The organism is Pseudomonas sp. ESBL9 (assembly GCF_036668715.1).
Classification (GTDB): Bacteria; Pseudomonadota; Gammaproteobacteria; order Pseudomonadales; family Pseudomonadaceae; genus Aquipseudomonas; species Aquipseudomonas lundensis.
In genome coordinates, this window is record NZ_JAZEVV010000004.1 from 395,490 (window position 1) to 409,600 (window position 14,111).

Annotated in this window: 9 protein-coding genes and 1 pseudogene; 6 read left to right on the top strand and 4 right to left on the bottom strand. The window is 60.3% G+C overall.

Features of this window, described 5'->3' with window-relative positions; translation table 11 throughout:
• Window positions 1-11: 11 nt before the first annotated feature.
• Window positions 12-806 (bottom strand): annotated as a pseudogene (gene tcdA / locus V6F78_RS14210) (tRNA cyclic N6-threonylcarbamoyladenosine(37) synthase TcdA); the annotation flags it as partial.
• A gap of 277 nt (window positions 807-1,083) precedes the next feature.
• On the opposite strand from tcdA, the gene V6F78_RS14215 reads away from it, so the two are divergent.
• The 4 genes from V6F78_RS14215 to V6F78_RS14230 all read left to right on the top strand — a co-directional run bounded on the left by V6F78_RS14215 (window position 1,084) and on the right by V6F78_RS14230 (window position 6,236).
• Window positions 1,084-3,675, top strand: a complete 2,592-nt coding sequence (locus V6F78_RS14215) for a glycosyltransferase (protein WP_047277228.1) — start codon at window positions 1,084-1,086, stop codon at window positions 3,673-3,675.
• A gap of 140 nt (window positions 3,676-3,815) precedes the next feature.
• Window positions 3,816-4,967 (top strand): succinyl-diaminopimelate desuccinylase, encoded by a 1,152-nt coding sequence (gene dapE / locus V6F78_RS14220; protein WP_047277230.1) that lies wholly within the window; start codon window positions 3,816-3,818, stop codon window positions 4,965-4,967.
• A complete protein-coding gene (locus V6F78_RS14225) occupies window positions 4,967-5,776 on the top strand; it encodes a putative RNA methyltransferase (RefSeq protein WP_094990368.1) in 810 nt (269 codons plus the stop codon). The genes dapE and V6F78_RS14225 overlap by 1 nt, the downstream gene beginning before the upstream one ends.
• Before the next feature lie 79 nt (window positions 5,777-5,855).
• Window positions 5,856-6,236 carry a hypothetical protein gene (locus tag V6F78_RS14230; protein ID WP_047295131.1) on the top strand — a complete coding sequence of 127 codons (381 nt, stop codon included), beginning with the start codon at window positions 5,856-5,858 and terminating at the stop codon, window positions 6,234-6,236.
• A gap of 99 nt (window positions 6,237-6,335) precedes the next feature.
• On the opposite strand, the gene V6F78_RS14235 is transcribed toward V6F78_RS14230, so the two are convergent.
• Entirely contained in the window at window positions 6,336-6,545 is a 210-nt protein-coding gene (locus V6F78_RS14235; RefSeq protein ID WP_047277236.1) for a cold-shock protein, read from the bottom strand.
• A gap of 239 nt (window positions 6,546-6,784) precedes the next feature.
• Between V6F78_RS14235 and plsB the strand changes: the two genes are divergently transcribed.
• Window positions 6,785-9,298, top strand: coding sequence for a glycerol-3-phosphate 1-O-acyltransferase PlsB (plsB, locus tag V6F78_RS14240; protein ID WP_169839336.1), 2,514 nt, complete (start codon window positions 6,785-6,787; stop codon window positions 9,296-9,298).
• Between the two features lie 93 nt (window positions 9,299-9,391).
• Window positions 9,392-9,793 carry a YbaY family lipoprotein gene (locus V6F78_RS14245; RefSeq protein ID WP_047277239.1) on the top strand — a complete coding sequence of 134 codons (402 nt, stop codon included), beginning with the start codon at window positions 9,392-9,394 and terminating at the stop codon, window positions 9,791-9,793.
• Between the two features lie 56 nt (window positions 9,794-9,849).
• Here V6F78_RS14245 and V6F78_RS14250 read toward each other — a convergent pair whose 3' ends face one another.
• Complete coding sequence (locus tag V6F78_RS14250; protein ID WP_047295137.1) at window positions 9,850-12,915, bottom strand: efflux RND transporter permease subunit; 3,066 nt, start codon at window positions 12,913-12,915, stop codon at window positions 9,850-9,852.
• Window positions 12,916-12,920: 5 nt separating this feature from the next.
• The gene (locus V6F78_RS14255; protein ID WP_047278287.1) at window positions 12,921-14,021 is read right to left on the bottom strand and encodes an efflux RND transporter periplasmic adaptor subunit; all 1,101 of its coding nucleotides are present in this window, start codon (window positions 14,019-14,021) and stop codon (window positions 12,921-12,923) included.
• Window positions 14,022-14,111: the final 90 nt, after the last annotated feature.

Below are 14,111 nucleotides of genomic sequence, written 5' to 3' on the forward strand. Positions count from 1 at the left end.
GGTTGCTTGAGCTTTTCTGAGGGCCGACGCACGCCTGCCACGATTTTGTCCACCGCCTTGGTGGCCGCGACCATGCCGAAGGTCGCCGTCACCATCATCACCGCGCCAAAGCCGCCCGCACAGTCCAGCTTCACGCCGTCCCCGACAAAACTTTTCTGCAGGCAAATACTGCCATCGGGCTTGGGATAGCGCAGTTGCTCAGTCGAAAAGACGCAGGGCACGCTGTAGTGACGGGTCACCGTGCGTGAGAACCCATAATCGCGGCGCAACGTGGAGCGCACTTTCGAGGCCAGCGGGTCGTTGAAGGTGCGGTTCAGGTCGCACACTTGAATCAACGTAGGGTCGATTTGCCCGCCCGCACCGCCGGTGGTGATGATCTGGATTTTGCGCCGTTTGCACCAGGCAATCAGCGCCGCTTTCGCATTCACGCTGTCAATGCAGTCGATCACGCAATCGATGTCCGGGGTGATGTACTCGGCCATGGTTTCACGTGTCACGAAGTCCGCCACAGCATGCACTGTGCAGGCCGGGTTGATCTCACGCAGGCGCTCGGCCATCACCTCGACCTTGTCCCGACCCACGGTCGAGCTCAAGGCATGCAGTTGGCGGTTGGTGTTGCTGACGCACACGTCATCGAGGTCGAACAGCGAAATTTCACCCACACCACAACGGGCAATGGCTTCGGCAGCCCACGACCCGACGCCGCCCACGCCAACGATTGCCACATGGGCGCGACGCAGACGGTCCATGCCTTCCAGACCATACAACCGGGCGACACCGGCAAACCGCGGATCTTCTGTACTCATAACCACCACCCCAAAAACCGGCGCGCATTATAGGGGTCTCTCACTGTGCTTGAGTACATTTCCTGCGAGACTTCCGACCAAGCCTGCTTTAATAGCCGACTAAGTAGCAAGATAAGAGCTACAAGTAATAAAGAAAGAACTTAAGTCGACTATCGCTGCCAAACGCCCGACCATGTGCCGCCTGCTGTACGCATCGTTAAGAGCCAGTGTAGGATGCGCGCCGTTTGGCACGTGCCGACCGATCTTCGTTCCACTCCCTTTGGAACCCAAAACAGTTATGTCATCGCGTAAATTTGGACTCAACCTGGTGGTGGTTCTGGCCATTGCCGCCCTCTTCACCGGCTTCTGGGCGCTCATCAATCGCCCGGTCTCCGCGCCCAACTGGCCCGAGCAAATCTCCGGTTTTTCGTACTCGCCGTTTCAGCAAGGCCAGTACCCGCAGAAAGATCAATACCCGTCCGACGATGAAATGCGTCGCGACCTGGAGATCATGAGCAAGCTGACCGACAACATCCGTACCTATTCGGTCGACGGCACGCTGGGTGACATCCCCAAGTTGGCGGAAGAGTTCGGCTTGCGCGTCACCATCGGTATCTGGATCAGCCCTGACCAAGCGCGCAATGAGCGCGAAATCCAGAAAGCCATCGAGCTGGCCAACAATTCGCGCAGCGTTGTACGCGTGGTAGTAGGCAACGAAGCCCTATTCCGTGAAGAGATCACGCCAGAAGAGCTGATCGTGCTGCTCGATCGCGTGCGCGCGGCCGTCAAGGTGCCCGTGACCACGTCCGAGCAATGGCACATCTGGGAGAAATACCCGCAACTGGCCAAGCACGTCGACCTGATTGCCGCGCACATCCTGCCGTACTGGGAATTTATCCCGGTGGACAAGGCTGGCGAATTTGTACTGGACCGTGCCCGGGACCTGAAAAAACTGTTCCCGAAAAAGCCTTTGCTGCTGTCGGAAGTGGGCTGGCCGAGCAACGGCCGCATGCGCGGTGGCGCAGATGCCAGCCCGGCCGATCAGGCGATTTACTTGCGTAACCTGGTCAACACCCTGAACCGTCGCGGTTACAACTATTTTGTGATCGAAGCCTTCGACCAACCCTGGAAGGCCAGTGACGAAGGCTCTGTGGGCGCGTACTGGGGCGTGTACAACGCCGCTCGCCAACAGAAATTCAACTTCGAAGGCCCGGTCGTGGCGATCCCGCAATGGCGCGTCCTGGCCATTGGCTCGGTCGTCATGGGCTTGCTGTCCCTGGCATTGCTGCTGATTGATGGTTCGGCATTGCGCCAGCGCGGTCGCACCTTCCTGACCTTCACGGCCTTTTTGTGCGGGTCGGTGTTGGTATGGATCGGTTACGACTACAGTCAGCAATACAGCACCTGGTTCAGCCTCACCGTGGGCTTCTTGCTGGGGCTCGGCGCTCTCGGGGTGTTTATCGTCCTGCTGACCGAGGCCCACGAACTGGCGGAAGCCGTGTGGATTCGCAAGAGGCGCAGGGAGTTTTTACCGGTCGATAGCGACAACGCCTACCGACCAAAAGTCTCGATTCACGTGCCGTGCTACAACGAGCCGCCCGCCATGGTCAAACAGACCCTGGACGCGCTGGCCAACCTCGATTACCCGGACTTCGAAGTGTTGATCATCGACAACAACACCAAGGACCCGGCGGTCTGGGAGCCGGTGCGCGATTACTGCGCCACCCTGGGCCCACGTTTCAAGTTCTTCCACGTCGCCCCGCTCGCAGGCTTCAAGGGTGGCGCATTGAACTACCTGATCCCGCATACCGCGCCGGATGCCGAAGTGATTGCGGTCATCGACTCCGATTACTGTGTGGACCGCAACTGGCTCAAACACATGGTCCCGCACTTCGCGGACCCGAAAATCGCCATCGTGCAGTCGCCTCAGGACTATCGCGACCAGACTGAAAGCACCTTCAAAAAACTCTGCTATTCCGAGTACAAAGGTTTCTTCCACATCGGCATGGTGACCCGTAACGACCGTGACGCGATCATCCAGCACGGCACCATGACCATGACCCGCCGCTCGGTGCTCGAAGAACTGGGCTGGGCAGACTGGTGCATTTGCGAAGATGCCGAGCTGGGCTTGCGGGTGTTCGAAAAGGGTTATTCCGCCGCCTATTCCCACAACAGCTACGGCAAAGGGCTGATGCCCGATACCTTTATCGACTTCAAGAAACAGCGATTCCGCTGGGCCTACGGCGCGATTCAGATTATCAAACGTCACGCGGCCAGCCTGCTCTGGGGCAAGGGTTCTCAGTTGACCCGTGGCCAGCGTTATCACTTCCTGGCGGGCTGGTTGCCGTGGGTGGCGGATGGCATGAACATCTTCTTCACCGTCGGGGCACTGCTATGGTCGGCGGCGATGATTATCGTGCCGACGCGGGTCGACCCGCCGCTGCTGATTTTCGCGATTCCGCCGCTGGCGCTGTTTGTGTTCAAGGTCGGCAAAATCATCTTCCTGTACCGCCGCGCCGTGGGGGTCAACCTCAAAGATGCGTTTGCGGCGGCATTGGCCGGGCTGGCGCTGTCGCACACCATCGCCAAAGCGGTGCTGTACGGATTTTTCACCACCAGCATTCCGTTTTTCCGTACACCCAAGAATGCCGATAACCACGGCTTCTGGGTCGCAATTTCGGAAGCACGGGAAGAAGTGTTCATCATGCTGCTGCTCTGGGGCGCCGCGGTCGGGATCTTTTTCGTCCAGGGCCTGCCGAGCAACGACATGCGTTTCTGGGTGGTGATGCTGCTGGTGCAATCGTTGCCGTATCTGGCGGCGCTGGTGATGGCCTTTATGTCTTCTCTGCCAAAACCGGTGGAAGCGCCTGAAGAACTGCCTGCTGCCTAAATTGACAGCAACCACTAAACGGCGGCCTCTGGCCGCCGTTTTGCTTTAAGATAACCGCCCTTTGGCGCCAGCCCTGCAGGCGCGAGCGTGCTCGCGATGACACCTGCGCCCTTACACGCCCAGCTTCGGAGTCCACCACCATGACGGCCCACGCCGACCTCTCGCCGACCCTGCAACTTGCCTGCGATCTGATCCGTCGCCCTTCCGTGACGCCAATCGACGCCGATTGCCAGAAGCTGATGATGCAGCGCCTGGGTGATGCCGGCTTCACACTGGAACCGATGCGTATTGAAGACGTGGACAACTTCTGGGCCACCCACGGTCGTCATGACGGCCCGGTGCTGTGCTTTGCCGGTCACACCGACGTGGTGCCGACCGGCCCGGTGCAAGCCTGGCAAAACGACCCGTTCGATGCGCTGATCGACGAGCACGGCATGCTGTGCGGGCGCGGCGCCGCTGACATGAAAGGTAGCCTGGCCGCCATGCTGGTGGCCGCCGAACGCTTCGTGGCGGACTACCCGGACCACAAGGGCTCGGTCGCCTTTCTGATCACCAGCGACGAAGAAGGCCCGGCCCACCACGGAACTAAAGCCGTGGTTGAACGTTTTGCTGCGCGCAAGGAGCGTCTTGACTGGTGCATCGTGGGCGAACCGTCGAGCACGACACTGGTCGGCGACGTGGTTAAAAACGGTCGTCGCGGTTCTCTGGGCGCCAAGCTCACGGTGCGCGGCGTGCAAGGTCATGTGGCCTACCCGCACCTGGCGAAAAACCCGATTCACCTGGCCGCGCCGGCACTGGCCGAACTGGCCGCCGAACACTGGGACAACGGCAACGACTTCTTCCCGCCGACCAGTTTCCAGATCTCCAACCTCAACTCGGGGACCGGCGCGACCAACGTGATTCCGGGCGAACTGGTCGCGGTGTTCAACTTCCGGTTCTCCACTGAGTCCACGGTCGAAGGGTTGCAGCAGCGGGTCGCTGACATACTCGACAAACACGGCCTGGACTGGCACATCGAATGGGCCTTGTCGGGCTTGCCGTTCCTCACCGAACCGGGCGCCTTGCTGGACGCCGTCTCGTCGAGCATTAAACAAGTGACCGGCCGCGATACCCAAGCCTCCACCAGCGGCGGCACCTCTGACGGTCGCTTTATCGCCACCCTCGGTACGCAAGTGGTTGAGCTGGGGCCGGTCAACGCGACGATCCACCAGGTCAACGAACGCGTGCTGGCCAGCGACCTCGACGTGCTGACCGAAATCTACTACCAAACCTTGATCAAGTTGCTCGCCTGATGCTTGCCTGCCCTATTTGCTCCGAGCCGCTGACAGCGGTCGATAATGGCGTGGTCTGCCCGGCAGGCCATCGTTTTGACCGTGCGCGTCAGGGGTATCTGAACCTGCTGCCGGTGCAACACAAAAACAGCCGCGACCCCGGCGACAATCAGGCCATGGTTGAAGCCCGTCGCGACTTTCTTAACGCGGGGCATTACGCCCCCGTGGCCAAGCGGCTGGCGGAACTGGCAGCCGAGCGCGCGCCGCAACGCTGGCTCGACATCGGCTGTGGCGAGGGGTACTACACCGCGCAAATCGCTGAAGCCTTGCCTCACGCTGATGGCTACGCGCTGGATATCTCCCGCGAGGCCGTTAAACGCGCCTGCAAACGCAACCCGCAGCTGACCTGGCTGATCGCCAGCATGGCCCGCGTGCCGTTGGCGGACGCCAGTTGTCAGTTTTTGGCCAGCGTCTTCAGCCCGCTGGACTGGCTGGAAGCCAAGCGCTTGCTCAGCCCCGGCGGCGGCTTGATGCGTGTCGGGCCGACCCGCGGGCACTTGATGGAGTTGCGTGAGCGCCTGTACGACGAAGTGCGCGATTACGCCGACGACAAGCACCTGGCGCTGATTCCCGAAGGCATGCAGTTGCAACACAGTGAAACACTGTCGTTTGAACTGCACTTGAGCGAGCCTCAGGACCGCGCCAACTTGTTGGCCATGACGCCCCACGGCTGGCGCGCCAGTGCCGAACGTCGCGCAGCTGTCATCGAACACCCTGAGCCGTTAATCGTGACCGTCTCCATGCGCTACGATTTTTTCGTGCTTCAATAACCGACTTAACGGCCAAGGGCGCTCCCCTTGGCCCGACTAATCCGCGAATGGATTTTTCAGACACGCAGTGAGGACATCCATGCGCCAGCCCGATATCGAGATTTACCTGAAAGATTCCGACGTTACTTACAAAGACGTCGAAGCTTGGCTGTCAGACGTTCTGGGCGAATGCTCGGAATGGAAGAAGAAAGGCGGTACGTACCAATGCACGGCGGGCAACGTGCCTGTGACATGGATTCCCAAAGCCGTCGGCAAATGGAACAGCCTGTATCTGGACAGTGACCAAACGCCATGGGAAGACGACATCGCCTGCGCCAAGGCCGCGTTTGCGGCACTGAACATCGAAGTGCGGTGCGCGCCGGGCAGTTGGGCAGAAGAACAGGGCGAAGCAGACGCTGACCGCTGGGTTCGCATCAGCGCAGACGGTGAAGAAGAAATCACCTGGAAAACCGGTTCCTGAAACACTCAAACGCGTAGCGGCTGCTGCAGGACGGGACAGGCCAGAGGGGCAAGTCCTGCGGCCTGGAACCCGGCCTGAAGCAGCGGCTACACGGGGCGATTACAGGCCCACCACATCCTCGGCCTGTAGCCCCTTGTCACCCTTGACCTGGGTGTATTCAACCTGCTGCCCTTCAGCCAGCGAGCGATGGCCCTCGCCACGAATGGCGCGGTAGTGCACAAACACATCAGCGCCACCGTCGCACTGAATGAAGCCATAGCCTTTGGCGTCGTTGAACCATTTCACATTGCCGGTTAACCGCGTCGTCATACTTGCATCCCCTTATTGTTTTTAATGGGCTTGCTCATTCAGCCCGTTGAGAACTTTCGCTCGAACTTATAGTTTGCTGAAAACGTCTTACACTTCATGGCGAAAGAGCATCGAGTATAAGTCAGCGAGAAAAACACTCAATCAATATTAGTTCGCTGCTTTTTTGCCGATTTTCCAGAGATACGGCACACTACGCGACCGAGTAAACACTCGTTTTAATCCACTCATGCAGAAGCCGTATGACCCGTTCCCCGTTTCGCCGTCTTGTGTTTGGCGCCCTGCGTCGCTTGCTGTACCTGTGGGTACGCTCGGAGACCATTAATCAGTCGTCCTTCACCCTGAATCTGGACCGCAGCCGGCCGGTGTTCTACGTCCTGCAAACGCCCTCCGTTACCGAACTGGCCGTGGTCGACGCCGAGTGCACCAAGGCGGGCCTGCCGCGCCCGGTGCTGCCGGTGGCCGTCGGGCAGATGGTCGAGCCTGCTGCGTTCTTCTACCTGACGCCCGAGCCCGACTGGCTGGGCCGTCAGGACAAGCGCGGCGCTCCGCCCACCCTGACCCGGCTAGTGAACAGCCTGACACTTCACCCCGGCGAAGACGCGCAAATCATCCCGGTCAGCGTGTTCTGGGGCCAATCCCCTGACAGCGAATCGAGCCCCTGGAAACTCTTGTTTGCCGACAGCTGGGCCGTTACCGGGCGTCTGCGCCGTTTACTGCGCATCCTGATTCTGGGGCGCAAGACCCGCGTGCAGTTTTCTGCGCCCATTCACTTGCGCGAGCTGGTCGACCACAACAAAGGTCACGAGCGCACCGTGCGCATGGCCCAGCGCATCCTGCGGGTTCACTTTCGCAACCTGAAAACCGCCGTGATCGGCCCCGACCTGTCGCACCGACGCAACCTGGTCAAAGGCCTGATCAACGAACCGGCCGTGCGTCAGGCGATCCTCGAAGAAGCCCAGCGCGAAAACATTTCGGCCGACAAAGCCAAGGCCCAGGCGCTGCGTTACGCCAACGAAATTGCCTCCGACTACACCTACACCGCGATCCGCTTTCTGGAAGTGGTGCTGAGCTGGTTCTGGAACAAGATTTACGACGGGATCAAGGTCAACCACATCGAAGGCGTGCAAGACGTCGCGCAAGGTCACGAGATCATCTACGTACCCTGTCACCGCAGCCATATCGACTATTTGCTGCTGTCCTACCTGCTGTTTCGCAACGGCCTGACCCCGCCGCACATCGCGGCCGGGATCAACCTCAACATGCCGGTCATCGGCAGCCTGTTGCGCCGGGGCGGCGCGTTCTTCATGCGTCGCACGTTCAAGGGCAACCCGCTGTACACCTCGGTGTTCAACGAATACCTGCACACCTTGTTCACCAAGGGCTTCCCGGTGGAGTACTTCGTCGAAGGCGGGCGCTCGCGCACCGGACGCATGCTGCAACCCAAGACCGGCATGCTGGCCATCACCCTGCGCAGCTTCCTGCGCTCGTCGCGCATGCCCATCGTATTCGTGCCGGTGTACATCGGTTACGAGCGTGTGCTTGAAGGCCGTACTTACCTGGGCGAACTGCGCGGGGCGAGCAAGAAGAAAGAGTCAATCTTCGACATTTTCAAAGTCATCGGTGCCCTCAAGCAGCGTTTTGGCCAAGTGGCCGTCAACTTTGGCGAGCCGATCAAACTGGCCGAGTTTCTCGACCACGAGCAGCCGGACTGGCGCCAGCAAGCATTGGGGCCGACGTATCGTCCTGAATGGTTGAACGCCACGACCCATCGTCTGGGTGAGAAAGTGGCGCAGCACCTGAATGAAGCGGCCGCGATCAACCCGGTCAATCTGGTGGCACTGGCGTTGCTCTCCACCAGCAAGCTGGCGCTGGACGATCGCGCCATGGCGCGGGTGCTGGACCTGTACCTCGCGTTGCTGCGTCGCGTGCCGTATTCGCCGCACACCACCTTGCCTGAAGGCGACGGACGAGCCCTGATTGAACATGTGAAGGACATGGACCTGCTGTCCGAACAAAGTGATGCCTTGGGCAAGATCCTGTACCTGGATGAGCAAAATGCCGTCCTGATGACCTACTACCGCAATAACGTGTTGCACATCTTTGCCTTGCCGTCGTTGCTGGCCAGTTTCTTCCAGAGCGCGTCGCGCATGACCCGCGAACAGATCCTGCGCTACACCCGCGCCCTGTATCCGTACCTGCAATCGGAGCTGTTTATCCGCTGGTCGCTGGACGAGCTGGACGGCGTGGTCGATCAATGGCTTGAGGCCTTTGTCGAGCAAGGTCTGTTGCGCTTCGAGAATGACGTGTACCTGCGCCCGGCGCCCAGTTCGCGGCACTTTGTGTTGCTGACGCTGCTGTCCAAAAGCATCGCGCAAACCCTGCAACGTTTTTACATGGCCATTTCGCTGCTGCTTAACAGCGGCCAAAACACCCTCAGCGCCGAGGAGCTGGAAGACCTGTGCACGATGATGGCTCAGCGCCTGTCGATCCTGCACGGCCTGAACGCCCCGGAGTTTTTCGACAAGAGCCTGTTCCGTCACTTTATCCAGACCTTGCTGGAAGAAGACGTGTTGCGACGCGATGCCAATGGCAAGTTGAGCTACCACGCGTTGCTCGGGGAGCTGGCCGAAGGCGCCGCCAAACGCGTACTGCCTGCCGAGATTCGCCTGTCGATCCGCCAAGTGGCGCTGCACCGGGCCGAAGACGCCGATGAGCAGGAGCATCCGCCGCTCTCGCTTGAGAAACACCTGTAAAACGCGGTTAAGCCTGTGCTGATGCCCTGCGCGTCACACAGGCTTGCCCTATTCACCGCATCGTCTTGATGCTTACTGAAGGGAAGCCTCTTTATGAAAAAAATCCTGATCCTCAGCCTCACGGCCCTACTCGGAGCTTGCAGCTCCATGAACTCAACACCTCAGGCCACCCTCGACGGCGAAGTGTTCTACCTGCAACGCATCGCCCTGCCGCCCACCGCCACACTGGAAGTGAGCTTGCAGGACGTGTCGCTGGCCGACGCGCCGGCAGTCACGCTGGCCAAACAAAGCGGCCCGGTCAAAGGCCAGGTCCCGCTGCCGTTTCACTTGCGCTATGACCCGGCGAGCGTCAAACCCGGCCATACTTATGCCATCAGCGCTCGCATCGAAGACAACGGCCAACTGCTGTTCATCAACACTGAACGCAACAGCGTGGACCTCAACGCCAAAACGCTGCAGCCGCTGCGTCTGCGCGTCGATCAAGTGGCACACTGATCAACCCGCGCCAAGCCCTGCCGTACCTGACGGCAGGGCTTGCACAGCCAGGCGGGTCAGCCTTTCTTCACCCGGAACCACGCCGCATACAGGGCGGGCAAAAACAGCAATGTCAGCGCAGTCGCCACGATCAGGCCACCCATGATCGCCACGGCCATCGGGCCGAAGAACACACTGCGTGACAACGGAATCATCGCCAGCACCGCCGCCAGCGCGGTCAGCACAATCGGCCGAAACCGCCGTACCGTCGCCTCGATAATCGCCTGCCAGGTATCCAGCCCCGCCGCTTTGTCCTGCTCGATCTGGTCCACCAGGATCACCGAGTTGCGCATGATCATCCCCGAGAGCGCAATCGTCCCCAGCATCGCCACGAACCCGAACGGCTGATTGAACACCAGCAGGAACAGCGTCACACCGATCAGGCCCAGCGGCGCGGTCAGGAACACCATCGCCATGCGCGAAAAACTGCGCAGCTGCACCATCAGCAAGGTCAGCACCACCACGATAAACAGGGGTACCCCGGCCTTCACCGAGTTCTGGCCGCGTGTGGAGTCCTCCACTGTGCCGCCCACGTCCAGCAAGTAACCGTCCGGCAATTGAGCCCGCACCGGTTCAAGGGTGGGCAGAATCTGCTGCACCAGGGTCGCCGGTTGTTCCTTGCCATAAATATCGGCGCGCACGGTGACGTTGGGCAGACGGTTGCGGTGCCAGATGATGCCTTCCTCGAAGCCATATTCCAGCGTTGCAATCTGCGACAAGGCGACGCTCTGGCCGTTATCGGTGGGCACCGCCAGACTCGGCAGCAACGCAAGTTCGGTGCGCTCATGGGGCGTGCCGCGCAACAGGATTTCAATCAACTCGTTGTCTTCGCGGTACTGGCTGACCGTCGAGCCCAACAGCGTGCTTTGCAAAAACCGCGACAGGTGGGCAGTGCTGACACCCAAGGCCCGTGCGCGGTCCTGATCGACGTTCAGGTACACGACCTTGCTCGGCTCTTCCCAGTCCAGGTGCACGTTCACCACATGCGGGTTTTCACGCACCTTGGCCGCCACTTTACGCGCCAGCGCCCGCACCTCTTCAATGTGCTCACCGGTCACGCGAAACTGCACCGGGTAACCCACGGGCGGCCCGTTTTCCAGACGGGTGACCCGCGAGCGCACCGTCGGGAACTGCTCGTTGAGCGTATCGATCAGCCAGGTGCGCAAGCGCTCGCGGTCTTCGATGGTCTTTGCCAGTACCACAAATTGAGCAAAGCTGGCCGCGGGCAATTGCTGATCCAGCGGCAAGTAATAGCGCGGTGAGCCAGTACCCGCGTAAGCCACGTAATTGACGATGCCGGGATGGTCTTTGAGCAAGGCTTCGAGGCGCTGCACCTGTTCGGTGGTGTTGCTCAGCGACGCGCCTTCGGCCAGTTTCAGGTCCACCATCAGCTCCAGACGGCTGGAGGCCGGGAAGAACTGCTGCGGCACAAACTTGAACAGCACCACCGAGCCGATGAACAGCAACACGGTCAGGGCAATCACGGTTTTGCGGCGGCGCACGCACCACTCCACCAGGCGCCGGATCCGCTGGTAAAACGGTGTCCCGTACGGGTCGGGAGCGCCCTCGCCCGTGCCATGTCGGGCGGCATGGCGCTTCGCCAGATCCGGGAGCAACAACGCGCCCAGGTAGGGCACGAACACCACGGCCGCGATCCACGACGCCAGCAACGCAATGGTCACCACCTGAAAAATCGAACGCGTGTATTCCCCGGTGCTGGACTGCGCCATGGCAATCGGCAGAAAGCCTGCCGCTGTAATCAGCGTGCCGGTGAGCATCGGGAAGGCCGTGCTGGTCCAGGCAAAGCTCGCCGCCTTGAACCGGTCGTAACCTTGCTCCATTTTGATGACCATCATTTCCACTGCGATGATGGCGTCGTCCACCAGCAAACCCAGCGCCAGTACCAGAGCCCCCAGCGAGATCTTGTGCAAGCCAATGCCGAAGTAATGCATGGTGGCAAACGTCATGGCCAGCACCAGCGGAATGGCCAGCGCCACCACCATGCCGGTGCGCACGCCCAGCGAGAAAAAACTCACCAGCAACACAATCACCAGCGCCTCGATCAGCACCTGCACGAATTCACCGACGCTGGTGCTCACCGCTGCCGGCTGATCCGAGACTTTGCTCAATTGCAGGCCGGCGGGCAGGTTTTTCTGGAGGCGGGAAAACTCGGCCTCCAGCGCCTTGCCCAGCACCAGAATGTCGCCGCCGTCTTTCATCGCCACGGCCAGACCAATCGCGTCCTGCCCCATGAAGCGCATGCGCGGCGCGGGTGGATCATTGAACCCGCGGCGTACATCCGCCACGTCCTCGATGCGCAAGGTGCGTTCGCCCACGCGTATGGGAAAACGCTCGATCTCTTCTACCGTTTTGAAATTACCGCTGACCCGCAGTTGCACACGCTCGGTCGGTGTCTCAAAAAAACCGGCGGTCGAGACAGCATTTTGTTCTTCGAGTGCTTTTTGTACCGCCTCCAGCGGCAGCCCCAGGGTGGCCAGCTTGAGGTTGGAGAGTTCGATCCAGATTTTTTCATCCTGCAAGCCGAGTAATTCGACCTTGCCCACATCGTTGACCCGTTGCAGCTGGATCTGGATGCGGTCGGCGTAGTCCTTGAGCACCGCGTAGTCGTACCCTTCGCCACTCAGGCTGTAGATATTGCCGAATGTGGTGCCGAATTCATCGTTGAAAAAAGGCCCCTGAATCCCCGGCGGCAAACTGTGATGAATGTCGCTGATCTTTTTGCGGACCTGATACCACAGCTCGGGGATTTGGTTGGAGTGCATGGAGTCCCGGGCCATAAACGTCACTTGCGACTCACCGGGGCGCGAGAACGACACGATGCGCTCGTACTCCCCGGTTTCCATCAGCTTCTTTTCGATCCGCTCAGTGACCTGACGTGACACTTCTTCTGCCGTGGCGCCTGGCCACAGCGTACGAATGACCATGGCCTTAAAGGTGAACGGCGGGTCTTCGCTCTGGCCTAATTTGGTGTAGGAAAGCCCGCCAACGATGGCCAGCAGTAACATTAAAAACAGCACGATCTGGCGATTGCGCAATGCCCACGCAGACAGGTTAAAGCCCATGGGTATTACTCCTTCGCCGCGGTATTGATCGTTCGGTTGGAGCGATCAATCGGCCGGATCTCTTGCCCGTCGTGCAGCACATGCACGCCAGCCGCCACCACCCAATCGGCGGGCGTCAGCCCTTCCAGCACCGGCACACTGCTCTGGCCATACGGGCCAACCCGTACCGCCACCTGCTGCAACTTGTTGCCCTGACCCACACGCCAGACGTACGTCGCGCCGTTTTCCGCACTCAAGGCTGACAGCGGCACGGACAACGCATTCCCCCCCTCCTGCGCAATGAACACCCGCGCACTCTGGCCCAGCTCGGCAGGCACTTCGCCCGCCGTGAAGGCGATGCGCGCGGCAAAGGTCCGGGATTTGGGGTCAGCCGAGGGTGAGAGTTCGCGAATCCGCCCGCTGAAACGCTGACCGGGTTGTGACCACAGCTCAACCGACACCGGCAGCCCGATCTTGAAACGGCCGAACGCCTGCTCAGGCAGGCTGATCAACACGTCACGCTCTCCGTCGGCGGCCAACGAAAAAACGGTCTGACCGGCCGACACGACTTGCCCGACTTCCACCTGGCGCTGGGCAATCACGCCATCTTGCGGGGCGCGCAGCACCGCGTAGCTGGCCTGATTACTGGCCACATCCTGTTCAGCCTTAAGCTGCTGCAGCTTGGCTTCGCCCGCACGGTAGAGGTTTTCTGCGTTATCGAACTGCGAGCGGCTGACCATCTGCCGCTCCAACAGGGTTTTGTAGCGGTCGCGCTCCGATCGCACCAGGCTCAGGTTGGCCTGCGCGGCCGCCACCTGAGCGCGGGTGGCTTCCAGTTGCAGGCGAACGTCTTGGGGGTCCAGTTCGGCCAGCGACTGATTGGCCTTGACCCGCTCGCCTTCATCCACCCACCGTTTAGTGACCTTGCCGCCAATACGAAAGGCCAGTTGCGGGTCAAAGCGGGCACGGACTTCGCCGGGATAACTCTGGGTGGCCACTGCCGAAGGCTGAGGTTGCACCACGATGGCGGGGCTGATGCTCACCTGAACAGGCTCCTCATGCCCGCACGCAGCTAACAAAAACACCAGACAGACAGGCACAGCGCGGGGCAAGGCATGACGCAACATGGAGACGACCTTTCGCTTATGGGGCTTGGAATATTTATACTGGCCGGCATGTTATTAATACCAAACTCACCAGTCCAGTAATAAACGGAA